At 62.1% G+C, this 24,811-nt stretch carries 25 protein-coding genes; 13 read left to right on the forward strand and 12 right to left on the reverse strand.

The genetic code is table 11. From position 1 onward, the window contains the following. Positions 1-102 precede the first annotated feature (102 nt). Positions 103-1,011, reverse strand: coding sequence for a LysR family transcriptional regulator (locus J3P76_RS19370; RefSeq protein WP_434562640.1), 909 nt, complete (start codon positions 1,009-1,011; stop codon positions 103-105). A gap of 104 nt (positions 1,012-1,115) precedes the next feature. Here J3P76_RS19370 and J3P76_RS19375 point away from each other — a divergent pair, with 104 nt between their 5' ends. The 3 genes from J3P76_RS19375 to J3P76_RS19385 all read left to right on the forward strand — a co-directional run bounded on the left by J3P76_RS19375 (position 1,116) and on the right by J3P76_RS19385 (position 4,172). Further along, on the forward strand, positions 1,116-1,715 hold the full coding sequence (locus tag J3P76_RS19375) for a short chain dehydrogenase (protein ID WP_420764328.1): 600 nt from the start codon (positions 1,116-1,118) through the stop codon (positions 1,713-1,715). Between the two features lie 59 nt (positions 1,716-1,774). After that, a complete protein-coding gene (locus tag J3P76_RS19380; protein WP_434564084.1) occupies positions 1,775-2,449 on the forward strand; it encodes a COG3650 family protein in 675 nt (224 codons plus the stop codon). Positions 2,450-2,558: 109 nt separating this feature from the next. Next, complete coding sequence (locus tag J3P76_RS19385) at positions 2,559-4,172, forward strand: NAD(P)/FAD-dependent oxidoreductase (RefSeq protein ID WP_434562636.1); 1,614 nt, start codon at positions 2,559-2,561, stop codon at positions 4,170-4,172. Between the two features lie 126 nt (positions 4,173-4,298). Here the strand turns inward: J3P76_RS19385 and J3P76_RS19390 are convergent, their stop codons facing one another. Then, a complete protein-coding gene (locus tag J3P76_RS19390) occupies positions 4,299-5,393 on the reverse strand; it encodes a PLP-dependent cysteine synthase family protein (protein WP_434701139.1) in 1,095 nt (364 codons plus the stop codon). A gap of 263 nt (positions 5,394-5,656) precedes the next feature. On the opposite strand from J3P76_RS19390, the gene nhaA reads away from it, so the two are divergent. Continuing rightward, the gene (gene nhaA, locus J3P76_RS19395) at positions 5,657-6,844 is read left to right on the forward strand and encodes a Na+/H+ antiporter NhaA (RefSeq protein ID WP_434609931.1); all 1,188 of its coding nucleotides are present in this window, start codon (positions 5,657-5,659) and stop codon (positions 6,842-6,844) included. A 201-nt stretch (positions 6,845-7,045) separates the two neighbouring features. Here the strand turns inward: nhaA and J3P76_RS19400 are convergent, their stop codons facing one another. Next, on the reverse strand, positions 7,046-7,510 hold the full coding sequence (locus tag J3P76_RS19400) for a glycine zipper 2TM domain-containing protein (protein WP_024776354.1): 465 nt from the start codon (positions 7,508-7,510) through the stop codon (positions 7,046-7,048). 172 nt (positions 7,511-7,682) lie between these two features. Between J3P76_RS19400 and J3P76_RS19405 the strand changes: the two genes are divergently transcribed. After that, a complete protein-coding gene (locus J3P76_RS19405) occupies positions 7,683-7,964 on the forward strand; it encodes a hypothetical protein (RefSeq protein ID WP_434701140.1) in 282 nt (93 codons plus the stop codon). Here J3P76_RS19405 and pdxH read toward each other — a convergent pair. The 4 genes from pdxH to dinG all read right to left on the reverse strand — a co-directional run bounded on the left by pdxH (position 7,912) and on the right by dinG (position 13,254). Continuing rightward, positions 7,912-8,559 (reverse strand): pyridoxamine 5'-phosphate oxidase, encoded by a 648-nt coding sequence (gene pdxH, locus J3P76_RS19410; protein WP_434609929.1) that lies wholly within the window; start codon positions 8,557-8,559, stop codon positions 7,912-7,914. The two genes, J3P76_RS19405 and pdxH, sit on opposite strands and share 53 nt — an antisense overlap. A gap of 24 nt (positions 8,560-8,583) precedes the next feature. After that, positions 8,584-9,702 (reverse strand): OmpA family protein, encoded by a 1,119-nt coding sequence (locus tag J3P76_RS19415; RefSeq protein ID WP_434701141.1) that lies wholly within the window; start codon positions 9,700-9,702, stop codon positions 8,584-8,586. A gap of 118 nt (positions 9,703-9,820) precedes the next feature. Beyond that, positions 9,821-10,966 (reverse strand): serine hydrolase domain-containing protein, encoded by a 1,146-nt coding sequence (locus J3P76_RS19420; protein WP_434701143.1) that lies wholly within the window; start codon positions 10,964-10,966, stop codon positions 9,821-9,823. Between the two features lie 143 nt (positions 10,967-11,109). Beyond that, positions 11,110-13,254, reverse strand: coding sequence for an ATP-dependent DNA helicase DinG (dinG, locus tag J3P76_RS19425; protein WP_434701144.1), 2,145 nt, complete (start codon positions 13,252-13,254; stop codon positions 11,110-11,112). Positions 13,255-13,352: 98 nt separating this feature from the next. Between dinG and J3P76_RS19430 the strand changes: the two genes are divergently transcribed. After that, positions 13,353-13,817, forward strand: coding sequence for a CopD family protein (locus tag J3P76_RS19430; protein ID WP_434675278.1), 465 nt, complete (start codon positions 13,353-13,355; stop codon positions 13,815-13,817). 51 nt (positions 13,818-13,868) lie between these two features. Here J3P76_RS19430 and J3P76_RS19435 read toward each other — a convergent pair whose 3' ends face one another. The 4 genes from J3P76_RS19435 to J3P76_RS19450 all read right to left on the reverse strand — a co-directional run bounded on the left by J3P76_RS19435 (position 13,869) and on the right by J3P76_RS19450 (position 16,526). Beyond that, positions 13,869-14,627 carry a collagen-like protein gene (locus tag J3P76_RS19435; RefSeq protein ID WP_434701145.1) on the reverse strand — a complete coding sequence of 253 codons (759 nt, stop codon included), beginning with the start codon at positions 14,625-14,627 and terminating at the stop codon, positions 13,869-13,871. Further along, positions 14,620-14,892 carry a DUF1145 domain-containing protein gene (locus J3P76_RS19440; protein WP_420764317.1) on the reverse strand — a complete coding sequence of 91 codons (273 nt, stop codon included), beginning with the start codon at positions 14,890-14,892 and terminating at the stop codon, positions 14,620-14,622. The genes J3P76_RS19435 and J3P76_RS19440 overlap by 8 nt, the downstream gene beginning before the upstream one ends. A gap of 122 nt (positions 14,893-15,014) precedes the next feature. Then, complete coding sequence (locus J3P76_RS19445; RefSeq protein WP_434701146.1) at positions 15,015-15,740, reverse strand: OmpA family protein; 726 nt, start codon at positions 15,738-15,740, stop codon at positions 15,015-15,017. Between the two features lie 90 nt (positions 15,741-15,830). Continuing rightward, positions 15,831-16,526 (reverse strand): OmpA family protein, encoded by a 696-nt coding sequence (locus tag J3P76_RS19450; RefSeq protein WP_420764315.1) that lies wholly within the window; start codon positions 16,524-16,526, stop codon positions 15,831-15,833. A 193-nt stretch (positions 16,527-16,719) separates the two neighbouring features. Between J3P76_RS19450 and J3P76_RS19455 the strand changes: the two genes are divergently transcribed. The 4 genes from J3P76_RS19455 to J3P76_RS19470 all read left to right on the forward strand — a co-directional run bounded on the left by J3P76_RS19455 (position 16,720) and on the right by J3P76_RS19470 (position 18,467). Continuing rightward, on the forward strand, positions 16,720-17,217 hold the full coding sequence (locus tag J3P76_RS19455; RefSeq protein WP_434701147.1) for a DUF6231 family protein: 498 nt from the start codon (positions 16,720-16,722) through the stop codon (positions 17,215-17,217). A 14-nt stretch (positions 17,218-17,231) separates the two neighbouring features. Further along, complete coding sequence (locus tag J3P76_RS19460) at positions 17,232-17,708, forward strand: YchJ family protein (protein ID WP_420764454.1); 477 nt, start codon at positions 17,232-17,234, stop codon at positions 17,706-17,708. A gap of 67 nt (positions 17,709-17,775) precedes the next feature. Then, the gene (locus tag J3P76_RS19465; RefSeq protein ID WP_434701148.1) at positions 17,776-18,261 is read left to right on the forward strand and encodes an LEA type 2 family protein; all 486 of its coding nucleotides are present in this window, start codon (positions 17,776-17,778) and stop codon (positions 18,259-18,261) included. Positions 18,262-18,266: 5 nt separating this feature from the next. Next, on the forward strand, positions 18,267-18,467 hold the full coding sequence (locus J3P76_RS19470) for an SEC-C metal-binding domain-containing protein (protein WP_434701149.1): 201 nt from the start codon (positions 18,267-18,269) through the stop codon (positions 18,465-18,467). 128 nt (positions 18,468-18,595) lie between these two features. On the opposite strand, the gene J3P76_RS19475 is transcribed toward J3P76_RS19470, so the two are convergent. Next, positions 18,596-19,153 (reverse strand): cysteine hydrolase family protein, encoded by a 558-nt coding sequence (locus tag J3P76_RS19475; RefSeq protein WP_434701150.1) that lies wholly within the window; start codon positions 19,151-19,153, stop codon positions 18,596-18,598. Positions 19,154-19,411: 258 nt separating this feature from the next. Between J3P76_RS19475 and J3P76_RS19480 the strand changes: the two genes are divergently transcribed. The 3 genes from J3P76_RS19480 (at position 19,412) to J3P76_RS19490 (ending at position 24,799) form a co-directional block, all read left to right on the forward strand. Beyond that, entirely contained in the window at positions 19,412-21,862 is a 2,451-nt protein-coding gene (locus J3P76_RS19480; RefSeq protein WP_434650136.1) for a penicillin acylase family protein, read from the forward strand. Between the two features lie 220 nt (positions 21,863-22,082). Next, positions 22,083-23,114: a ligase-associated DNA damage response exonuclease gene (locus J3P76_RS19485; RefSeq protein ID WP_434701152.1), complete on the forward strand. Its 1,032-nt coding sequence runs from the start codon at positions 22,083-22,085 to the stop codon at positions 23,112-23,114. Further along, positions 23,111-24,799: an ATP-dependent DNA ligase gene (locus tag J3P76_RS19490; RefSeq protein WP_434562622.1), complete on the forward strand. Its 1,689-nt coding sequence runs from the start codon at positions 23,111-23,113 to the stop codon at positions 24,797-24,799. Before J3P76_RS19485 ends, J3P76_RS19490 begins: the two co-directional genes overlap by 4 nt. Positions 24,800-24,811 lie beyond the last annotated feature (12 nt).

A 24,811-nucleotide genomic window follows, 5' to 3' on the forward strand; every position in this document is an offset into this window, starting at 1 on the left:
TGGGCCGGTCCGACGCCTCGGGCGTAGCGGCCCCCAGTTCTTGCGGTCGCTACGCAACCGAGCGGGAGCAAGCTCCCTCGCCACGGGTATAGCGTCTTCACTCTACAACCGATCCAACGCCTCCCCACTGCGCTTGAACCATTCAATCAAATAATCAGCCAGCACCTGGGTACGCTTGGGCAACCCACCCTGATAAGGATGCACCAGGTACATCGGCATGCGCCGGGTCTGGAAATCGCGCAACAGCCAACGCAGGCGTCCGTCCGCCAGCTCTTCATGGAGCAAATACGATGGCAAACGGGCGATACCCGCGTCGGCCAAGGCGGCTTTTTTCAACAGGCTGTAATGGTTACTGGCGAACGGCCCGGACACTCGCACCCGCAACAATTCGTGCTGCTGGTGATACAGCCACTCTTCCCGACCACTGTAGTGGCTGTTGAGCAGGCACTTGTGCTCCACCAAGGCGTGGGGGGACTCGGGTTCGCCGTAGCGTTCCAGGTAGGCCGGGCTGGCGCAGGTCATTTCATGCCAGGCCAGCAACGGTCGAGCCACCAACCGCTCATCGACCGCCGCATCCGAACGAATCGCCAAATCGAAGCCATCGCGGGTTAAATCGCGGTAACCATTGTTGAGCTCCAGCTCAATCTGCACGTCGGGATAGGCACAGGCAAATTCCGTAAGCAATCCCTCGAAGAACGTTTCGCCCAACGAAACCGGAACCGTCATGCGCACCGGCCCGGAAATTTCGCCCTTCAAGCGCGCCAACGCCTGACGCGCCCTTTCCACCTGGACCAACAATGCCTGGGCCTGGGGCAACAGCGCAGCGCCCGCCGCCGTCAGGCTAAGGCGTCGTGTCGTGCGCTGGAGCAGCAGCACCGAAAACCGCTCTTCCAACAGACTGATGCGCTTGGACAGTTGCCCCTTGCTGCACCCCAACTGCTGCGCCGCCAAGGTGAAACTCCCAGCCTCCACCAGCACGGCGAACGCTGCGAGGTCATCTATCTCGCTCACTGGATTGTTTCCAATTGAAAACCAAAGGTTTCCTATTAGCACGATTATCCCGAAGAAAATCCAGCCTAGACTGCAACCTCGTTCAAACCAATGAGGAACAGCCCATGAAAATCCTGTTGATCGGCGCCAACGGCACCATCGGTTCGGCCATCGATAATGAATTATCGCCCCGCCACGAAATCGTACGCATCGGCCGCCATAGCGGTGACGTACAAGTCGATATCAGCGACAGCGCCTCGATCCGCGCCTTGTTTGAAAAGACCGGCCGCTTCGACGCGCTGGTCTGTGCCGCGGGCAATGTCACCTTCGCACCTCTGGGCGACATGACCGAAGACAGCTTTGCCCTAGGCCTGAAGGACAAACTGATGGGCCAGGTCAATCTGCTGCTGATCGGCCGCGAGTTCGCCAACGACGGTGCATCCTTTACCTTCACCACTGGCGTACTTAGCCACGACCCCATCAAGAGCGGCGCTTCGGCGGCACTGGTGAACGGCGCCCTCGACAGTTTCGTGCGCGCGGCGGCAATCGAATTGCCGCGCGGGCTACGGGTCAATTCGGTAAGCCCGAACGTGCTTCTGGAAGCCATGGACAAATATGCGCCGTACTTCCGTGGCTATAAGCCCGTTCCTGCGGCGGAAGTGGCGCTGGCCTACGCGAAGAGTGTCGAAGGCCTGCAAACCGGCCAGACCTTTCACGTGGGCTGACCCCTTGTGATAGAGGGACAGTCTGAGTAACGTGGCGGCACTTGTCTGGAGACCCAATGATGCGTGCCGCTCGTTCCCTGCTGTTTGTCGCCCTCCTCCCGCTTTTCGCCGGCTGCCAGCTGCTCGAAGCCCCGCGCCAGAGTGCGCCCCATGCGGGGCAAACACGTATGCAAGGCGAACTGACAGCCGCGGACGGCAAGTTGATGTTCCAGCCGTGCCAGGAACAGCGCCGCTACATGGTCAATGACGCCGGCGGCACCAGCGTCCTGCAACAAGCCGCCACCCTGGCGGATGATAGCGGCAAGTTGTTCGCCGACCTGCGCGGCCGCATCGTTTCCAGCGCATCGGCCGGTGCCGACAGCCAGCTGGACGTTGGCCAGCTCTATCGCCTGGAACCTTCGGGGACCGCGTGCGGCGACGCAGACTTCAAGCGCGTGATTCTGCGTGCAACGGGCCACAGCCCTGAATGGACCCTCACGGCCAGCGGCAAGGGCCTGGTGCTGGATCGGGTAGGTCAGCCGCCACTGGCGGTGCCCTATGTCGAGGAGCAATTGGGTGATGGCAGGTTCAACCTCGGTACCGAAGCCAATGGCCAGAAAGTCGAGCTATGGGTCACCCCGGCTCGCTGTGTCGACAGCGCCAGCGGCAGCGTGCAACACATGAGCGCCGAATTGCGGGTCAACGGCCAGGTCCAGCGCGGATGTGCCTATTTCGGTGGCGCACGGGACGACTGACTTGTCGCCAGTCTGTTTTAACCTCACGGGTAGCAGGGAATGCAGCTTATAATCGCCGGTTTGAAGCACGCCCTGGCGCAGTTGTGCGCCCCGCGAACCGGATCCTGTCATGTTACGAATCACCGAACTCAAGCTGCCGATCGACCATCCCGAAGAAGACCTGCGTCCCGCCATCGTGCAACGCCTGGGCATCGCCAGCGATGACCTGCTCGACTTCACCTTGTTCAAGCGCAGCTATGACGCACGCAAGAAATCTTCCGAGCTGTGCTTCATTTACACCATCGACCTGACGGTGCGCGATGAAGCCAGCGTGCTGCGCAAGTTCGCTGATGACCGTAACGTCAACGAAGCGCCGGACGTCAGCTACAAAGTGGTTGGCCAGGCGCCGGCCGACCTGGGCGAACGGCCGATCGTGGTCGGCTTCGGCCCGTGCGGCATTTTCGCCGCCATGTTGCTCGCGCAGATGGGCTTCAAGCCGATCATCCTCGAGCGCGGCCCGGAGGTGCGCCAGCGCACCAAGGACACTTGGGGCCTGTGGCGCAAAAGCGTGCTCAACCCTGAATCCAACGTGCAATTCGGCGAGGGCGGTGCGGGGACATTCTCCGACGGCAAGCTCTACAGCCAGATCAAGGACCCTAAATTCCTTGGGCGCAAGGTCCTGCACGAGTTCGTCAAGGCCGGGGCGCCCGAAGAAATCCTCTACGTCAGCAAGCCACACATCGGTACGTTCCGCCTGACAGGCGTCGTGGAAAACATGCGTGAGCAGATTCGCGCGCTGGGCGGCGAAGTGCGCTTCGGGCAGCGAGTCACCGATGTGCTGATCGAAGACGGCCAATTGGTCGGTGTCGAGTTGGCCAGCGGTGAACAGATCCATTCCAAACACGTGATCCTTGCCCTGGGCCACAGCGCCCGGGACACGTTCCGCATGCTCCACAGCCGTGGCGTGTACATGGAAGCGAAGCCGTTTTCGGTGGGTTTCCGCATCGAACACCCGCAATCACTGATCGACAGTGCACGCCTGGGCAAGTACGCCGGCCATCCGAAGCTCGGCGCGGCCGACTACAAACTGGTGCACCACGCCAAGAACGGCCGTTCGGTGTACAGCTTCTGCATGTGCCCGGGCGGTACAGTGGTGGCGGCGACTTCCGAGCCGAACCGGGTCGTGACCAACGGCATGAGCCAGTATTCACGTAACGAGCGCAACGCCAACTCCGGCATCGTTGTCGGCATTACCCCGGAAGTGGATTACCCGGGGGGCCCGCTGGCGGGAATCGAGTTGCAGGAGCGTCTGGAGTCCCACGCCTTCGTACTTGGCGGCAGCAACTATGAGGCCCCCGCGCAACTGGTGGGCGATTTCATCGCCGGCAAGCCTTCGACGGCGCTGGGCAGCGTTGAACCGTCCTACAAACCGGGGGTTGCCTTGGGCGACCTGGCCCTGGCCCTGCCGGATTTCGCCATCGAAGCCATTCGTGAAGCGTTACCGGCGTTCGAGAAACAGATCCGTGGCTATTCGCTGCACGATGCAGTGCTCACCGGCATCGAGACGCGCACCTCGTCACCGCTGCGCATCACGCGAAACGAAACGCTGCAAAGCCTGAATGTGAAGGGCTTGTTCCCCGCAGGTGAAGGCGCCGGTTACGCAGGCGGCATCCTGTCGGCGGGCGTGGATGGAATCCGGATTGCCGAGGCGGTGGCGCGGGATATGCTCGGCCTCGAGGCCTGACATTCATCCCGGTGTGTGAGCGAGCTTGCTCGCGGTGGCGGTGGATCAGCCAGCATTTGTGTTGAATGTTGATCCGCTATCGCGAACAGGCTCGCTCCCACAAGGGATCTCAGCGTGTTCAAGAACTCAGATGTTAGCCCGCAACACACTCTCCGGCAGCGCTTCTCCGCGTTCCGCACACGCAACCACCGCATCGATCAACCCACTCAACTCATACCCCTGCTGCTTGAGCCACGCCGGATCATAATAAGTCGTGGCATAACGCTCCCCGCCGTCGCAAAGAATGGCCACGATCGACCCTGACTCACCAGCATCCACCATCCCCTTCGCGGCGATCAGCGCGCCGATCAGGTTGGTACCGCTGGACCCACCTACCCGTCGCCCCAACCGCTGGGCCAGGTAATGCATGGCCGCGAGAGACAAGGCGTCCGGGACCTTGACCATCGCATCGATGACCGTGGGCAGGAACGACGCTTCGACCCGTGGTCGGCCGATGCCTTCGATCCGCGAGCCGCAATCCAGGCGCAGGCTGGCGTCGCCGCTGCGGTAGTAATCGAAGAATACCGAGCGCTCGGCGTCGGCACACAGCACACGGGTACAGTGCTGGCGGTAACGCACATAACGTCCCAGGGTGGCGGTCGTGCCACCGGTTCCGGGGCTGGAAATCAGCCAGGTCGGTTCCGGATGCTGCTCAAAACGCATCTGCTGGAAGATCGACTCGGCGATGTTGTTGTTGGCGCGCCAGTCCGTAGCGCGCTCGGCGTAGGTGAATTGGTCGATGAAATGGCCGTCATGCTCCCGCGCCAGGCGTTCGGACTCGGCGTAGATCTGCGTAGGATCATCCACCAAATGGCTCTGGCCGCCATAAAAGGCGATCTGTGCGATTTTTTCCCGAGAGGTCGTCGCCGGCATCACCGCAATGAATGGCAGGCCCAGCAACCGGGCGAAGTAGGCCTCGGAAATTGCCGTCGATCCGCTGGAGGCTTCGATCACCGGCGCCCCCGGCTTGAGCCAGCCGTTGCACAACGCATAGAGGAAAAGCGAACGAGCCAATCGATGCTTGAGGCTTCCAGTGGGATGGCTGGACTCATCCTTGAAGTACAGCTCAATGCCCGGCAACCCCGGCAACGGCAGTGGGATCAAGTGCGTATCGGCGCTGCGCTGGAAGTCCGCCTCGATGATACGGATGGCTTCACGCGCCCACGGGCGGTGGTCGTTCATGGTGTTTTCTCGCTGGATCGGTACGACGCAGGCAGACCGATAGCCACGGGGCACGATCTGGTTCGGAAATACGAGACGCAAGCTTAGGAAAAAACCGACATCGCGCACAGGTACAGCTAAGGTCCAATATGCCCGTCAACTGCCCGACGGCAATACAGGCGCTGTAACAGCATATAACAAAAAAGAATATAACTTTTGTTTTAACAACTAAGGGTACGGGTTAGGGTGTCCCTATCTTTGGATCCGATGAATGGAGAGCAGTCTTGGCTCTACGTAGCTCTATGACACGTTTTTTCCAACTGGAAGCGGCAAGCGGCCTTTTGTTGATCGCGGCCGCTGTGCTGGCCCTGGTGATCAACAATTCGCCGCTGGACTGGCTTTATAACGGCTTGCTGGAGACTCCGGTGGTGGCTCAGGTCGGCGCCTTGCAGATCGCCAAGCCCTTGCTGCTGTGGATCAACGACGGCCTGATGGCTATGTTCTTCCTGCTCATCGGCCTTGAGGTCAAGCGGGAGGTCCTCGACGGGCAATTGTCCAAACCATCGCAGATTGTCCTGCCGGGCGCTGCAGCCGTCGGCGGCATGCTGGTGCCGGCGCTCATCTACTGGTTCCTCAACCGCGACAACCCAGCCGCACTGGCCGGCTGGGCGATCCCGACGGCCACCGATATTGCCTTCGCCCTGGGCGTGCTGGCCTTGCTGGGCAAGCGAGTGCCGGTGTCGCTCAAGCTGTTCCTGATGACGCTGGCGATCATTGATGACCTGGGCGCCATTATCATCATTGCGATCTTCTACTCTGGCGACCTGTCGACCCTGTCATTGGGGCTGGCTGCGGCCTGCATCGCGGCATTGGTGGCAATGAACCGCATGGGCGTGGTCAAACTCGGCCCCTACATGGTGGTCGGGCTGATTCTGTGGGTTTGCGTGCTCAAGAGCGGTGTCCATGCCACCCTGGCGGGTGTCACCCTGGCCTTCTGCATTCCACTGCGCACGAAAAACGCTGAAACGTCGCCATTACTGACCCTCGAACATGCGCTTCATCCCTGGGTGGCGTATGGCATCCTGCCGCTGTTCGCCTTCGCCAACGCGGGTCTGTCGTTGAGCGGCGTCACCGTCGAAAGTTTTACTCACCACGTGCCGATGGGCATCGCGGTCGGGCTGTTGCTGGGCAAGGCAGTCGGTGTGTTCGGCCTGACCTGGCTCGCGGTGAAAGTCGGCATTGCCAGCCTTCCCGCCGGGGCGAACTGGGGGCAGATACTGGGGGTGGCGATTCTCTGCGGGATCGGTTTCACGATGAGCCTGTTCGTGGGTTCCCTGGCGTTCGCACCGGGTGCAAGTGAGTATGCAGGAATGGACCGGATGGGGATTCTTACCGGGTCGATCCTGGCGGCGGTAATTGGGTATGGGGTTACGGCGATGGCTAGTCGCAAGCCCGTTTCGCAGCATTCATGACGTGTTGAGCGGGCCGTACAGCGGGGCACTCATCCAGCGTTTTCATAGCTGAACCAGCGCCTATCGCGAGCAAGCTCGCTCCCACGGTTTTTTCGGCGGACGCACCATTCGGTGTATACCCCGATCCACTGTGGGAGCGAGCTTGCTCGCGAAGAGGCCAGTTCATTCAACGTTATCAGCGGCGTTCGCGATCAAAGCCACTTAGTGGGAAACGCGACTGGTTCCACCGACAGTAGAAATCCGCACCCGCTCGCCCACGCGGAACACTTCATTCTCCTGAACCTGTTGAACATAGGCACGCATGCTGCCGTCGTCTTCACGAACCGTGATTTCAACACCCTGGGTACGGGTCAGGCCTTCTTCAGTGGCCGAACCGATCAAGCCGCCAGCCACCGCGCCGATTACGGCGGCAACGATGCTGCCACGGCCACCACCGATCGCGCTGCCACCCACGCCGCCTACTACAGCACCCGCCGCACCGCCGATAGGCGTCTTGGTGCCTTCGATCTTGACCGGACGCAGGGATTCAATAGTGCCCATGCGAATCGTCTGAACGCGACGCGCTTCGTCACGGGAGTAGGAGTCACCGGTCAGGCTCGACTGACAGCCAGTGAGCAACATCGCCATCGTGGAAAAGGAAGCAACCAGCAAAACAGACTTACGCATAGCATCAAACTCCAAAAGACAGGGATCCATTAAACTCCCCGGCTTGACACCTGTCACGGCCTCGCCGGGATAAAATTGTTTTCATTCAGGTGGGATACAGGCGCACCCGAGAAAATTCATCAAACATCAGCGCCAAATTCAGTCAGCAGCGTTACCGCTCCTAGGACTCTCCATGGATTACTTCATCATAGTCGCTACCACCCTAGCCGGCCTGTACTTCCACTGGTGGCTGTACGTACGCATCAAACGCTGGATGGACCGAGACCTGGCGCTGTCATTGGCGGGGCAGGATGAACCGAAAAAACACTACATGCTGCAACAACTGGCTCGCGCCCGCGGACAAGGCGTCAAGCGACGGGACCTGCCGCAATGGCTCCAGGCGGCAGCGGCAGGTTACCCCATCAAGGCGCCAGGCGCTCGCGAGTCCAATCCGCCCCTTGCAGGCGGTAGTTGAGACGATCATGCAGGCGACTGGGGCGCCCCTGCCAGAACTCGATGCGCTCGGGCAGCAAGCGGTAGCCGCCCCAGTGCTCGGGACAATGGGGTTGGCTGTCGCTGAAACGCTGCTCAGTGGCCTTGAGCAAGTCTTCCAGCTCGCCGCGCCCGGCAATCACCCGGCTCTGGGGAGAGGCCCAGGCACCAAGGCGGCTGCCCAGCGGTCGGACCTGGTAATAAGCGTCCGACTCCTGCGAAGTGACTTTCACTACCTTGCCTTCGATACGCACCTGACGCTCCAGTGTCGGCCAGAAAAACGTCATGGCCGCGTACGGATTCGCAGCCAGTTGCTGGCCTTTGGCGCTGTCGTAGTTGGTGAAGAAAGTAAAGCCCTGGGCATCCAGGCCCTTCAGTAGCAGGATCCGGCAGTGAGGCCGGCCGTCAGCGTCCACTGTTGCCAGGGTCATGGCATTGGCTTCCACCGGAGCCTGTTCGGTTTTCACCGCGTCGGCGAACCATTGGTGGAACAACGCGAACGGCTCGGCCGGGGCTTGCGCCTCGGTCAGGCCATCGCGGGTGTAGTCACGGCGCATATCAGCCAGCGCTTGGGTCATGGCGCGTTCCTTGTGATCAGCCAATCACTGTTTTTTGGAGGAGTCGGCGGCAGCAACTTTTTTTCCGTCAGCCGCGGCCTTGGCCGGTTCAGGTTTTTTCGCCGGAGTCGCCTTCTTGGCCGGGGCTTTTTTTGCCGGGGCCTTTGCAGGAGCCTTCTTGGCTGCGGCTTTCTTGGTTGCCGGCGCGGCGGATTTTTTCGCCGCCGGGGCCGGGGCAGGTGCCGCGGGCTTGACGTCCTGGGCAGCCACCATGGTCACCGGCGCAGGGGTCGGCATGTTGTACTTGCTCAACAACGCGACCATGGTATTGGCGGGCGTGACCAGCAATTCGACACGACGGTTCAAAGCCCGACCCTCGACGCTATCGTTGGCCGCACGTGGCGCCACCGAGCCCATCCCGCGCAGCATCAGGCGATCACGCTGCAAGCCACTGAGCCGGAAGATCGCCGCGACGGATTGGGCGCGTTCCTGGCTGAGCTTCAGATTCGCCGGCGCCGCGCCCGACGTATCGGCGTGACCGAGGATCAGCACCGCGGTTTTCGGATCGGCCTCTAGAATCTTGGCGACGCGAGTGAACGGGCCGAGTGTCACCGGCAGCAGCATGGCCGGACGGTCCGGGTTGAACGAGCCGTCCACGGGAGCGGTAACCACCAGCACATTATCGCGGCGCTCCAGCTCAAGCTTGCTGTCCTTGATGGCGGTACGCAGCTTTGGCTCATAGTCGTCGAGCCAGGCCTGAGTGACTTTCGGGTCGGGCATCGGCATTGCCTTCGCGGTCTCCTGCTCTTTGCCGCCGAACGGCCACCACCACTTGCCACTGCTCTCGGCTTGGGCCTTGGCGACGGTAGCCGGCGCCTTGGTTTCAGGCTTGGCGACAGGTTTCGCTTCTTCTTTCTTGGCGACATCGGCGCCATCGTCGGAGGAGAACGGCCACCACCAATGCGTGGCCCCCTCTGCCTTGGCTTGCGGCGCCACGGCGGCGGGTTTCAGGGGAGCCGGCGGGACCGGCTCCTTGGCCGCGACCTTGTCGGAGGACCCGAACGGCCACCAGCCACCGCCGCCCTCGGCATCATTTTGTGGGTTTTGTGCGCAACCGGTGATAGCGAAGCACAGCGCCAGAGCGAGGGTTTTGTTCGATGACATTGGATATCCACAAAATGATCTGAAGTAAAAAACGAAGGCCATGTTCCGGCCGCATAAACAGTCGCTTGGAAAGCGAAAACAACACCTTGTTCCTTTACCCACTACCGCCAATGGCGTTTTATAGACAAGTGGCAAGCACCCGCGCAAGGTTCTGGGCACGTGGGTCCATCAAGACATAGGGCCCGAGGGTATTGGTCACGAACCCGAACGCAACGTCATGCTCAGGATCGGCGAAACCGATGGAGCCCCCTGCTCCGGGATGACCAAACGCCCGCGGCCCCAGGCCGTAGGTCGCATTGGGCACATCCGGTTGATCCAGCATGCAACCCAGGCCGAAACGGGTCTGGGTCAACAATGTCTTGTCCTCGCCGAAACTGTGCTGGCGAGTCAGTTCGTCGAGCATTTCACCTTCCAGCAAGCTTCCGTCCAGCAGGCCGGCGTAGAACCCGGCGAGACTGCGGGCGTTGCCGTGACCGTTGGCAGCCGGTTGCTGCATCCGCCGCCATTCCGGCTTGTTGGTGCTGGTCATGATCGATGGAGGGTTGGTGAAGGCCCGGGTGGTCATGGCCGTCGGTTCGCGCATCGTGACCTGCAACAGACGCTGGGCCGCTGCGTCGCCAACGTTGCCTTTGCCGCGGGCAATATGCGCCACGCGATGAAACTCTTCGTCGGCCAGGCCAACGTGGAAATCCAGTCCCAGGGGTTTGGCAACCCGGGCCACGATGGACTCGCCTGGCCCACGGCCATCGACCCTGCGCAACAATTCGCCCACCAACCAGCCGTACGTGATCGCGGCATAGCCGTGGCCCTCGCCGGGGGTCCACCAAGGCGTCTCGGCAGCCAGTGCATCGACCATGGTCTGCCAATCGTAAAGTGCCGCGGGGGCCATCAACTCCCTCAATGCGGGAAGTCCGGCCTGATGGCAGAGCAACTGGCGCAGGGTGACGGATTGCTTGCCCGCCGCCGCAAACTCAGGCCAATAGCGAGCGACCGGCGCGTCCAGTTGCAACTTGCCTTCGGCGACCAATTGCAAGGCGGTAACGGCGGTGAATGTCTTGGTGCAAGAAAACAGATTGGCGATGGTGTCGCAGTGCCAAGCCTCATGGCCATCCTTGTCGGCTGTGCCGGCCCAGAGGTCGATGACCGTGCGGCCCCCGACCTGGATGCACAACGCCGCGCCGCGCTCCTGCGGATCGTCAAACAGTGCCGCGAACGCTTCACGCACTGCTTCGAACTGAAGTTCGTAATGGCCTTGAATTTGCACCCGCAACTCCTTTGAAACACACGCTTTTTTTCAGCTGGCTGGCATTGTTTCAGTCATTGATGTTTTTGTGAACCTTCGCGAGACGGCTGGTTAAGCGCAGTCTTGTTTGGCGAGGGAGCAAGCCCCCTCGCCTCACAAGACCGTCAGGAAATCTCCCGCCGAAACGGTGGCAGCGCGTTGAGGATGGCCTTGCCATAACGTTGGGTCACCAGCCTGCGGTCGAGCAAAGTGATGGTGCCGCGGTCTTCCTCGGTGCGCAGCAAGCGACCGCAGGCCTGGACCAGTTTCAGCGAGGCGTCCGGCACGGAGATTTCCATGAACGGATTGCCACCCCGGGCTTCGATCCATTCGGCCAGCGCGGCTTCAACCGGGTCGTCCGGGACCGAAAACGGTATCTTTGCGATCACCACGTGCTCGCAATAGGCGCCGGGCAAGTCGACGCCTTCGGCAAAACTTGCCAGGCCGAACAGTACGCTGGAGTCGCCGCCATCGACCCGCGCCTTGTGTTTGTTCAGGGTCTCCTGCTTCGACAGATTGCCCTGGATGAACACTTGCTTGCGCCAGTCACGGTCGAGACCGTCGAACACGTCCTGCATCTGCTTGCGTGAAGAAAAAAGCACGAGGGTGCCACGGGAACCTTCCACCAGGTCCGGCAAGTCACGGATGATCGCCGCGGTGTGGGCCGCGGCGTCCCGTGGGTCGGCCTTGAGGTCGGGGACTCGCAACACGCCGGCGTCGGCATGGTGGAATGGGCTCGGGACCACGGCCGTCACGGCGATTTTCGGCAAGCCGGCGCGCATACGGAAACGGTCGAACGTACCCAGGGCGGTCAGTGTGGCGGACGTCACCAGCGCGCCGTAGGCAACGTTCCACAGGTTGCGCCGCAGCATGTCCGCCGCCAGGATCGGGCTGGCATTGACCTCGATGTCGAACAGCGAACCGCTCTCGGCCAGGGTCAACCAGCGCGCCATCGGAGGGTTGTCTTCCGGGTCTTCGGTGGTGAAAGCCGTCCACAGCTCCCAATTGCCTTGCGAGCGGGACAGCAAGCTGCCGAACAGCGGATACCATTCCTCGGCCTGGTTGCTGGCGATCCCGATGTTCACCTCGCCATCCATGCCTTCCTTGAGCAAGTCGGTCAGGCGTGTGAACAAATCCGTCAGGCGCGCGAAGCCCTTCTTGAGCTCGATGCCCATCTCGCGCATATGCTCGGGGATGATCCCGCCGACAAACCGATGGCGAGGCCGCTCGCGGCCCTCTACATCTTCGCCTGGCTTGAAATCAGCCGCCTGTTCGCATGCGGTGAACATGAACTGCTGGTTCGTCTTGATCTCACGCGCGAGCTCGGGCACCTGTTCGATGAATTTGCCCAGGTCACCCGGCAGTGGGTGCTGAGCCAACAGCTTGGTCAGGTTCTTCGCCGTGGTTTCCAGCCAGTCGGCGGTGGAGCGCAGCCGCGTGTAATGGGCGAAATGGCCGATGGCCTTGTCCGGCAGATGATGGCCTTCGTCGAACACGTAGATGGTGTCGCGCGGGTCCGGCAACACCGCACCACCGCCCAGGGCCAGGTCGGCCAGGACCATGTCGTGGTTGGTGACGATCACGTCGACCTTGCCCATGCCTTCGCGCGCCTTGTAGAAAGCACACTGGCCGAAGTTAGGGCAGTGACGATTGGTGCACTGGCTGTGATCCGTGGTCAGGCGCGACCAGTCGGCGTCTTCCAGGGCCGTTGACCAGCTGTCGCGGTCACCGTCCCACTTATTGCCGGCCAGTTTTTCAATCATGCTGGTAAACAGCTTCTGGCTCGCCTCGTCGACTTCGATCTTGAAGCCTTCCTCTTCGAACAACTGCGCGGTGGCGGTCTGGGCGTGGCCTTCCTGCAGCAACATGTCGAGCTTGGACAGGCACATATAGCGCCCGCGGCCCTTGGCCAGGGCGAAGGTAAAATTCAGCCCGCTGTTGCGCATCAGGTCGGGCAGGTCCTTGTAGACGATCTGCTCCTGCAGGGCGACGGTGGCTGTGGCGATCACCAGCCGCTTGCCGGCAGCCTTGGCGCTCGGAATCGCCGCCAGGCTGTAGGCCACGGTCTTGCCGGTACCGGTGCCGGCCTCGACCGCCACGACGGCCGGCTCGCCACTGCGCCGACCTTCGTCATCGGTGTCGATGTCGCCCAGGACTTTTGCCACTTCGGCAATCATCAGGCGCTGGCCATATCGCGGCTTGAGGCTCTTGGCTTCGAGAAAACGCGAGTAGGCGCCCTGGATCGTGGTTTTGAGTTCGGTGCTGATCATGAATGTCGGGCGCAAAAAACGCTGGATAAATTTTCAGTGGTTCGGATCGGCGGCTATCATACCCCGCTAATGAATCTCGCGCAGAACGGAGTGACCCAATGACACCCTTTGCCCTCGTCTACACCCTGCATTTACTGGCGGCCCTGATCTGGGTCGGCGGCATGTTTTTCGCCTGGATGATCCTGCGTCCCGCCGCAATGACGGCGCTTGAAGGCCCCGCCCGGCTAAAACTATGGGTAGAAGTGTTTCAGCGTTTTTTTGTCTGGGTCTGGGTGGCGGTGGTGCTTTTGCCGATCAGCGGCGTGGGCCTGATCCACATGCGCTTCACCGGCTTCGAAACCGCGCCACGTTATGTGCAGGTGATGATGGGGCTGTATATCGTGATGACGGCACTGTTCATCCGTATTCAGGGCCTGCAACTGCCTGCATTGCGCACCGCCGTGACGGCCCAGGACTGGCCGACTGGCGCAGCGATGCTGGGCAAGATACGCCGCTTGGTGGGCATCAATCTGTTGATCGGGTTGCTGGTGGTGGCGATAGGCGCGGCGCGGCCGATGTTTTGATATCGCATCAAACCCAGTGGGAACCCGCTCCCACTGGGTCATGAATGTTATTCAGAACCGCTGCACCGTCACCGCGCCCGCCGTTCCGGCAGGCCCTGGCTGGCCATCGGCGCCTGGCCGGCCGCTCTTGCCACCGTCGGCGGTATAGACCAGGCATCCCTTGGCCTTGCCGCCTGCTCCGGGTTTGCCACCGTGCCCAGGTTTGCCGCCGGCGCCGCCGTCCACCGTGACCTTTATCTGTTCATCGGGGTAGGCGCGAGGCAACTCGAGCCGCACCAGCGCACCGGCCGCGCCCGGCTGGCCGTCGCCGCCATTGCTGCCGTCGGCGCCGCGACCGGCCGAACCCCAGGTACACCCCGGAGCTTGTCCGTTGGCGCCGTCGAGCCCCACATAACCTGGCGCACCGCTGCCGCCACGGGCATCGACTGACAGTAGCGGTGCGTTCAACGCATTGAAGCGCAGGTTGAGATTGCGCCCCGGCCGCGCCGCCTTCATGTAGGTTCCCGGCGCGCCGCGAGCCGTGATCTGGCTGCCCTCGTCCAGTTCGGCCTGGGCCACCTTCATCTCCAATGCCTGTTGCGCCGGCACGATCGCAATGCGTGCCTCGCGCCCCAGGTGCAGCTCTGCGATGGACAGTTGCGTGACGTTCGAAGGCACCAACAGCGTGCCGTAATCGGCCACATCCAAGCGCTCCAGGGCCAGCACGCTGGTGGTGTTCGGCAGGCGCATCAAGGAATTGCTTTCGACCTGGACCACTTGGGCACAGGCCAACGGGCACACGAATGCCGCGAGTAGACACAATTTACGCATGGGAAGCCTCTGGCGCGGTCGGAAGGGTTTGCAAGTGGAAGATGCCGAACAGCAGCACTCGGAGGCGATCACGGCCCGGAGCGGGACGCCCGCGAAACTGTGCCCTGAACAACAACAGCTCAAGCAAATGGACCGCCAGTAACAGCGCCCCGGCGAGATTGACCAAGACATGCAGCGGGTGGACAAACGGCAAGAGCAGATTGACCAGCACCACCAGCCAGAACAGCAGGGTCAACAAGCGCCCCAGCCCCCAAAACACCTTCATACGCCCCCCGTTCGAAATTATTCTTTGCGTGAACAGTAACGGCTCGCGCAAAGGATAAGCCAGAGGGCCGGGCAAATTTAATTTTGCGATCCGACGGCTCTGGCCCGTTGTCGCAACGGTTATCAACGCTGGATGCGCAACTCAACCCGACGGTTCTGGGCGCGGCCTTCGTCGGTCTCGTTGTCGGCCACCGGTTCGCTTTCGCCCTTGCCTTCACTGGTGACTTTTGCCGGCGCCACGCCCTGGGTCAGCAAATACTCCACGACGCTGCCGGCCCGGCGCTCGGAAAGGCCTTCGTTATAAGCGTCGGTACCGACACTGTCGGTATGGCCGACCACGCGAATGCTCGCGACGTTGGCGTGGCTCAGCTTGCCCATCAGCTCGTCGAGCTGGCTTCGAGCCGCCGGGGTGAGATCGGATTTATCGAATTCGAACAGCACCTTGCCGGTGTCATTGAGGGTGATGACTTCACTGGTCGGCGTTTGCGGCTCGTCCGGTGGTGCGCTGGCCGGATACTGCGGCAGCGGGCAACCGTGATGTTCAACGGCCGTACCGGCCGGCGTGTCGGGGCAACGGTCGCGACGACCGAACACGCCATCGTCATCTTCGTCGCCATCCTGGGCATAACAGATCAAGCCACCGCCGAGCAGCCCCAACGCGGCGCCACCGGCCGCCCAGCCAGTGCTTTCGATGGCACCCAGACCGCCGCCGACGAGCCCGCCGATCAGGCTGCAGATCGGCCAGGTGCGTTGATTGAGTGATGCGCTGCCGTCGCTGTGAGTGGCGCAACCGGATAACAGACTGCTCGCGAGCAGCACCGGCATGGCAACCCTGATGAGAACCTTCATGATGAATGCTCCTGTGTCACCGGCCCATACCGGTCACACAGGAGTAAAGACCCGCATCCGCGACTGTACAAGCCGCGGATGACAAGGGTTTCAACGGTTTATCTTGATTTCGGTACGACGGTTCATCGCCCGGCCATCAGCAGTTTTGTTGTCCGCCACCGGCTGGCCTTCCCCGGCGCCTTCCACCGAGACGAAACTGGCGCGAGGCACGCCGCTTTCCACCAGGTACTGCACCACGGAATTGGCGCGTTTTTCCGACAGTCTCTGGTTGTAGGCATCACTGCCGACACTGTCGGTGTGGCCCGTCACCCGCAGTTGCGCGGTGGAGGTTTCCTGTTTCAACCGGGTCGCGATGGTGCTCAGTACTTCCTTGTCGGTTGGTGTCAGCGTGGCCTTGTTGAATTCGAAATGCACATCGCGCACCACGATCGTTTCTTCCTTGACCACTACCGGCTCTTCGGCCATTGGCGCCGGGGCGGGAGGTGGGCAGCCGTCGGCGTCGACCTGCACGCCTTTCGGTGTGCCCGGGCACTTATCGCGGCTGTCCGGGACGCCATCGCCGTCTTCGTCGCCATCGCCATGGGCCCAGCACCAACCTGCCGCCACGGTGCCGGCCACCAACGCGCCCGGCCCAATCCAGGAACTGCTCTCGATGGCGCCCAATCCCGCGCCCACGACACCACCGGTGGCCGCACAGATCGGCCAGTCGGTTTTCTGCAAACCTGCGCAACCAGTCAACACACTCGTTAGCAGAACCAGGGGTAACGCTGTCCGAACTATGCTCATCGGGTTTTCTCCTTGAAGGATCGGCTTCGCCGCCGATTCAGGGGAGTAAAGACCGGACTTCGGATCTGCGCCAGCCCCAACGATTACAGGTTTTCGCCACGTGTTTGCGCAGGTTCCATACGTTCGTGGACAAACCGCTCTAGGCCATGATGTCCGGGCAGGCTATCTTGGCGGTTCTGATTGAGGAACTTCGATGACCGTTGCCATTTCTTCGCGTACGCCCCAGCAAGCCCTGGCCGCCGTGCTTGACCGTTACGCCCCGCAAAGGCTGCTGCTGATCGGCGCCAGCAGCTTTCCTGCGCTGGAGGCGTTCCAGCAGGCCCATCCCGCCACCGAAGTGGTCCACGCGGGCCCCGGCGCGCTGCCGGCAAACGTGGCGGCGCGGCGTTTCGACCTGGCCCTTGCGCTCGATTGCCTGGAGCATTTGCCCAAGCGCGACGGTCTGAACCTGTTGGGCGGCATCCGCAATCTCAACGCCAGCCGGATTGCGGTGCTGGCCGACCTCAACGCCTGCGGCTGGCAGGAAACGGACTTCTTTTCCCTGGCCTTGCAAGCCAGCGAGCGGTTCCAGCGCGAGGACCAGGTGCTGACCCTGTTTACCTACGATCTGCTTGAATACAAGCAGGTCCCCGACTGGCTCAACTCACGGTTTTGGGCTAACCCCGAAAACTTTGGAAAATATTGGTGGTAGCTGTGGACACAAGCCTGCACACGACCATTTGCCCTTGTGGCAGTGGCAACCCATTGGATGCCTGCTGCGGCCGTTACCATGACGGCCATCCCGCGCCCTGTGCCGAAGCCTTGATGCGCTCGCGCTACAGCGCTTATGTACTGGGCCTTGTGGACTACCTCGTCAGCACCACTCTGCCGGCCCAGCAGGATGGCCTCGATCGCCAGTCCATCAGCGAATGGAGCGCCAGGAGCACCTGGCTGGGGCTGGAAGTGGAAAGCAGCGAAGTGTTCGGCGGCCAACCGGAACACGCTTTCGTTACGTTCACCGCGCGCTGGCACGACGGCCAAGGTGAGCACAGCCATCGCGAACAGTCATCGTTCGTGCAGAACGGCGGGCGTTGGTACTTCATCGACCCCACCGTGCCGGTGAAGATCGGCCGCAACGACAGTTGCCCTTGTGGCAGCGGGCATAAATTCAAAAAATGCTGCGCCGGGTATTTCAATCGCTGATTTTGCAAACGTCTGACGCTCGTCCACCACCCGAGGGCTAAACTGGGGACAAACCAGAGGCACGGACATGACCTTCAAACTCCAATGGCTATGCGTCACCTGCCTGCTACTGATCGTAGGGCTCGGCGGTTGCGCGTCCTGGCAAGCTGAAGAGGCACCCGAGCCGCGAATCCACCTGGTCAAGGTCGAGGTGGTGCGGGCGCGCCTGGTGGAGCAAAGGTTCATGCTGCACTTTCGCGTCGACAACCCCGGTGATAGCGACCTCACCGTGCGCGGCCTGACCTACCGGGTTCATTTGGGCGACCTCTTGCTGACCGAAGGCGAGCATGAGCACTGGTTCACGGTTCGCCCCGGACGCAGCGGGTATTTCAAGCTGCCGGTTCGCACCAACCTGTGGCCCCAGGTGCGGGAGCTGGTAAAGCTGTTGGAGAAACCTCGTGAGCAGATCCCCTATCGCCTGGAAGGTGAGCTGGAAACCGGTTTATTCATCGCCCACTACGTGCACCTGGAGCGCAATGGCGTGATAATCGCCGCCGATTTAATTGCGGAGTAACCCCGATGACACAGCAACCCCATGTCCATGGCCCTGATTGCAACCACGATCATGACCACCACGACCATGATCACGGCCACGTCCATGGCCCGAACTGCGGCCACGCCCACCCAGAGCCCGTGCGCAATGCCTTGAAGGATGTGGGCCGCAACGATCCATGCCCTTGCGGCAATGGCAAGAAATTCAAGAAGTGCCACGGGGCTTGATGGCTAAAAAGTTTTTTGCCTGTTAGACCGTCATCGCGAGCAAGCTAGCTCCCACAGGATTCAAAGTCCGCCTAAGAATGTTGTGGGAGCGAGCCTGCTCGCGATGCGGCCGCCCTGTACCCCATCCATTACCCCGCCTGCAGAATCTGCATCACACTGACCACCGTCGCATATTCCCCGTGCAGGTTAGCCAGGGACATCCCATGCACCTCGGCAGCCGAACGGGCATTGCCGAAGTAATCGGCCTTGTCGAAGGTGAAACAGGCGTCTTCGGCCACACATGTATCGAATCCCAGGTTGCCGGCCGTCCGCGCGGTGGACTCCACCGAATTGTTCGTCGCGACGCCGACGATCACCAGTTGCCCGATTCCCGCACCGCGCAAATCCGCCTCCAGGGAGGTGCCGCAGAACGCATCCGGCACCTGCTTTTGAACCAACCGCTCCCCGGCCATCGGCTCGAACCGTTCCTGGACTTGCACGCCTGATTGCCCGGGCCAGAACACCGAGTCTTCAGAGCGGGACAGATGGTGGACATGGATGACAGGCCGCGCCGAATTCCGCCAGCGGGCAAGCAGCTCAAGCATGCGCAGCTCCGCCTCGGGGTTGTTGCGGGGGCCGAGCTTGGGATGGAGGATGCCTTTTTGTTGATCGATAAGAATCAGCGCCGCGTTTTTCTGTAGATCCATGTCGGATTTCCCATGATCGATCGTTGGATTTTGCACCACTTGAACATCACCGTTCCCTACGAGCAAGTCGTCGATCGGCCCGTGGCGAGGGGCCGCTTCATCGCCACGTGTTCAGCGGATTGCGGGCTTCGCCGCAGGCTTCGCCGCGGGCTTTCATCGCCAAATCAACAAATAACCCCACCGCCCGCTTGCGCGGCCCCTTCCTGCTCACTAACGTAGCGCCTTTATTGGTGCCACCCCTCCCGCAGGAGCTTTGCCATGGCCTCGCCAGCCTTTATTTCCCTCATTCCCAAGCTCGGCGTAGCCGCAGCAGCGGCCAGTGTGCTCGGTTTGAGCGGTTGCCAGGCCTGGAATACCCAGGACACTGTCCCGCCTACCACCGGCGTGCAACCGCTCAAGGGGCTGGCGCAGAATGTCTCGGTCCGGCGCAACGCCATGGGCATGCCGTTGATCGAAAGCAACAGTTTCCACGACGCCCTGTTCGCCCTCGGCTATGTCCACGCCAGTGATCGGATCACGCAGATGGCGACCCTGCGCCTGCTTGCCCAAGGTCGGCTTGCGGAAATGTCCGGGGCCGAACGGCTCGATATCGACCGCTACATGCGGGCGGTGAACCTGAAGAAAAACGCCGACGAGCTTTATAAAGCGTCATCGCCGCGCCTCAAGCGATTCTTTGAAGTCTATGCCCGGGGCGTCAATGCCTACCTGTTCCGCTATCGCGACAAGTTGCCGGCGGACTTGGCTGCCACCGGCTACAAGCCCGAATACTGGAAGCCGGAAGACTCGGCGCTGCTGTTCTGCCTGCTGAATTTCAGCCAGTCGGCCAACTTGCCGGAAGAGCTGGCCACCCTGGTGCTGGCCCAGACCGTCACAAACGACAAACTGGCCTGGCTGAGCCCGTCCTACCCCGATGAACCGCTGCCTCTGGCGGAAGCCGATAAACTTCAGGGCGTCCGCCTCAATGGCCAGGTGCCCGGCCTGGACCAAATCAGCAAGGCTGGCGCCCAGTTGTCCGACCTGAATCTGTTGGGCGCAGCGTTTTCGAGCAACTGGGCCATCGCCCCGCAACGCAGCCGCAACGGTAAAAGCCTGTTGGCCAGCGACAGCCATGGCCCGCTGGGCGTGCCGTCGCTCTGGAGCCCGGTGCAGATCCGCGCGCCCAAGTACCAGGCGGCCGGGCTTTCCGTGGCGGGTATTCCGATGATCCTGGCCGGCTTCAACGGCCACGTGGCGTGGAGCATGACCAGCGTCCTTGGTGACAACCAAGACCTGTTCCTGGAAAAGATCCGACGCCAGGGCAACGGGCTGTCCTACGAAGTGAACGGCAAATGGCAGCCGGCGACCGTGCGCAACGAAACCTATTTCATCAAGGGTCAACGGTCTATTCGTGAAGCCGTGTACGAGACCCGCCACGGCCCCCTGCTCAACAGCGCCCAAGGCCCGGCCATGGCCAACGGTCTGGGGCTGGCCTTGCAATTGCCGAGCTTCACCGACGACAAGACCCTGGATGCGTTCTTCGATCTGTCACGCTCGCGAAATATCGAGAAAGCCTCGGATGCGAGCCGGGAGATTCGCGCCCTGGCGGTGAACATGGTGTTTGCCGACGCGCGCAACATCGGCTGGCAAGTGACCGGCCGCTACCCCAACCGCCGTGAAGGCGAAGGATTGCTGCCATCGCCCGGCTGGGAGGGTCGCTATGACTGGGACGGTTATGCCGACCCGATGCTGCACCCCTACGACCAGGACCCGGTCCAGGGTTGGCTCGGCACTACCAACCAGCGGGTCATTCCCCATGGCTACGGCATGCAATTGTCTAACTCCTGGGCGGCGCCGGAGCGTGGCGAGCGCCTGGCCGAACTGGCCGGCGCCGGCAAGCACGACGCCCGCAGCCTGAGCGCCATGCAATATGACCAGACCACGACGTTCGCGGCCAAACTCAAGAAAGTCTTCGAAGCCCCAGGCATGGCCCAGCCGCTGAAACAGGCGATCGAAGCCCTGCCGGTGGCGGACCGGGCCAAGGCTCGCGAGGCCTACACCCGCCTGATGGCGTTCGACGGCAGGCTCAGCCCGGTGTCCACCGACGCGGCGCTCTACGAGCTGTTCCTGCAGGAAAGCATGAAGCAGACGTTCCTCGATGAACTGGGTCCGGAAAGCAGCCCGGCTTGGAAAGCACTGGTCGCGAACGGCCAACGATCCTACTCGGCCCAGGCCGATCACCTGCTCGGCCGCGAGGACAGCCCGTTCTGGGACGACGTGCGCACCCCGCAGAAAGAAGACAAGGCCGTGATCCTGGCTCGCAGCCTGGCAGCGGCAATCACTGTCGGCGAGAGCCAACTGGGCAGCGATCACACCACTTGGCAGTGGGGGAAACTGCACCGCTACGAGTGGAAAAACACCAGCGGCCAGGTCGTACGTGGGCCGTTGGCGGCTGGCGGTGATGGCACCACGCTCAATGCCGCCGCATTCGCCTGGGGCCAGGATTTCAACACCGCCCTGGCGCCGGCCCTGCGCTTGATCGTCGATTTCAGCCAGCCCGAGCCGTTGACGATCCAGGGCGGCGCCGGTCAATCGGGGAACCCGGCCAGCCCGAACTATGTGAACGGCATCGATCCGTGGATCAAAGCGCAGTATCAAAGCCTGCCGATGCAACCGCAGAACTTTGATCGCGGGTATGGCAAGGCGCGGTTGACGTTGGTGCCTGGAAAATAACCTGGAACGGCCTTTGAGATTTGCGGTGAGTTGAAAATTGCCATCGCGAGCAAGCTCGCTCCCACAATGACGCGGTGTTGAGTTCCGTATTTCCGCATCACACCAAGCCACTGTGGGAGCGAGCTTGCTCGCGATGGCGTCAGTCCGTCCTCTGAAAACCGATCGAACTTCTCCCCCCGCCCCCGCCTCTACCTGACAAGCCCATCGCCCCGGTGACCGCATGGATCTTGTCATTGCCCGCCCCGAAGGCCTGTACTGTCCGCCCGGAGATTTCTACATCGACCCCTGGCGCCCGGTAGAACGCTCAGTGATTACCCACGCCCACGGCGATCATGCCCGCGGCGGCAACCAGCACTACCTCGCAGCGGCCCCCGGCGAAGGCATTCTCCGTTCCCGGCTGGGCCAGGACATCAATCTGCAAACCCTGCCCTATGGCGAACGCCTGCGGCATCACGGCGTGACGCTGAGCTTTCATCCCGCCGGGCATGTGCTGGGCTCGGCCCAGGTCAGGTTGGAATACGAAGGCGAAGTGTGGGTCGCCTCCGGCGATTACAAAGTCGAGCCCGACGGCACCTGCGCACCGTTCGAGCCGGTGAAATGTCACACGTTCATCACCGAATCCACCTTCGGCCTGCCGATCTATCGCTGGCAACCCCAGGCGCAAGTCTTTGATGAGATCAACCAGTGGTGGCGCGGGAACATTGCCGCCGGCCGGGCCAGCGTGTTGTTCTGCTATTCCTTCGGCAAGGCCCAGCGGATTCTCCACGGCATCGATGAAAGCCTCGGGCCGATCCTCGCCCACGGCGCGGTGGAACCGTTGAACCGGGTGTACCGAGAAGCAGGTATTCACCTGCCGCCGACACTTTATGCGGGCGATTTCAAAAAGAACGACCCGATCATGAGCCAGGCGCTGATCATTGCTCCACCTTCCGCCGGCGGTAGCAGCTGGATGCGTCGTTTCGGCGACTACAGCGACGCCTTCGCCAGTGGCTGGATGCGCCTGCGCGGCACCCGTCGGCGCCGCGGCGTGGACCGCGGATTCGTGTTGTCCGACCACGCCGACTGGCCTGGCCTGCTCTGGGCCGTCGAGCAGACCGGCGCCGAGCGGGTCATGGTCACCCATGGTTCGGTCGCCGTGCTGGTGCGCCACCTTTGCGAACAAGGTCTCGACGCCCAGGGTTTCACCACCGAGTACGGCGACGATGAAGAAGACCTCGCCCAGGCACCCGTCAGCGGCGAGGAGGCACCATGAAAGCCTTCGCCGAGCTGTATGCCGAACTGGACGCCACCACCTCCAGCAACGCCAAGCTGGCCGCCATGCAGGATTATTTCGGCAAGGCACCGCCGGAAGATGCCGCCTGGGCCGTGTACTTCCTCTCCGGTGGCCGTCCACGGCAACTGGTGCCGGTGAAAATCCTGCGGGAGCTGGCGGTCCGGGTGTCCGGGTTGTCGCTCTGGCTGTTCGAGGAAAGTTATCAGGCCGTGGGCGACCTGGCCGAAACCATTTCTCTGGTCCTTCCCGAATCGACCCACAACAGCGACGAGGGCCTGGCGCTTTGGATCGAAGAGAAACTGTTGCCGCTGCGCGGTGAGTCGCCCGAGGTCCTGGCTCAACGGCTTCCGGCGCTGTGGGCGCAGCTCGACCGGTCGAGCCTGATGCTCTGCATCAAGCTGATCACCGGCAGTTTCCGCGTCGGTGTGTCCAAGCTATTGGTGACCCGTGCCCTGGCGACCATGGCCGGGCTGGACAGCAAACGGGTGGCCCAACGACTGGTGGGCTACACCGATCTGTCCCATCGTCCCACGGCGGCCAGCTACCTCAAGCTGATCGCCGCCGAGTCCGACGATGAACATGCCCAGCGCGGCGGCCAGCCATATCCGTTCTTCCTGGCACACGCCCTGTCGCAACCGGCGGAGCAATTCGACACCCTGCTGGGGCCAGCCAGTGACTGGCAGGTTGAGTGGAAATGGGACGGGATCCGCGCCCAGGTGATCAAGCGCGACGGCCACTTGTGGATCTGGTCCCGAGGCGAGGACCTGGTCACGGAACGATTCCCGGAACTGCACCCACTGGCCCAGGCGTTGCCCGACGGCACGGTAATCGACGGCGAGATCGTCGTCTGGAAAGCGCCGCAGTCAGTCACCGACGACGCTTTCGACCCGCAGGCGCCACTGCAACCTGCGGTGCAACCCTTCGCCTTGTTGCAACAACGCATTGGTCGCAAGACCCTGGGCAAGAAAATCCTCGAAGACGCCCCCGTGGTGGTGATGGCCTATGACCTGCTGGAATGGCAAGGCGAGGACTGGCGCAGCCGGCCCCAGGCCGAGCGTCGCGAACAGCTGGAAACGTTGGTCGCCCGTTGCCACAGCCCCGTGCTGTTGCCGTCGCCCGTCGTGACCGGCCGGGACTGGCTCGACCTCGCCCGCCAGCGCGAAGCCTCACGCAGCCTCGGCGTCGAAGGCATGATGCTCAAGGCCCGCAATGCGCTGTACGGCGTCGGGCGGACCAAGGACATGGGCGTTTGGTGGAAATGGAAAATCGACCCGTTCAGCGTCGATGCCGTGTTGATCTACGCCCAACGCGGCCATGGCCGACGCGCCAGCCTGTACAGCGACTACACCTTCGCGGTGTGGGACAACCCGCCGGGCAGTCGCGAACGCACGCTGGTGCCGTTCGCCAAGGCTTATTCAGGCCTGACCGATGCACAAATGCGCCAGGTCGACAGCATCGTGCGCAAGACCACCGTGGAAAAGTTCGGCCCGGTAAGCAGCGTCACCCCCACCTTGGTGTTCGAATTGGGCTTCGAAGGCATCGCCCTGTCCAAGCGCCACAAGAGTGGGATCGCGGTGCGGTTTCCGCGAATGTTGCGCTGGCGCCAGGATAAGAGCGTCGATGAGGCCGACACACTGGCAACCCTTCAGGACTTGCTGAAATAACACCCCTCGCCA

Source organism: Pseudomonas sp. D1-36 (assembly GCF_051132205.1).
Lineage (GTDB): Bacteria > Pseudomonadota > Gammaproteobacteria > Pseudomonadales > Pseudomonadaceae > Aquipseudomonas.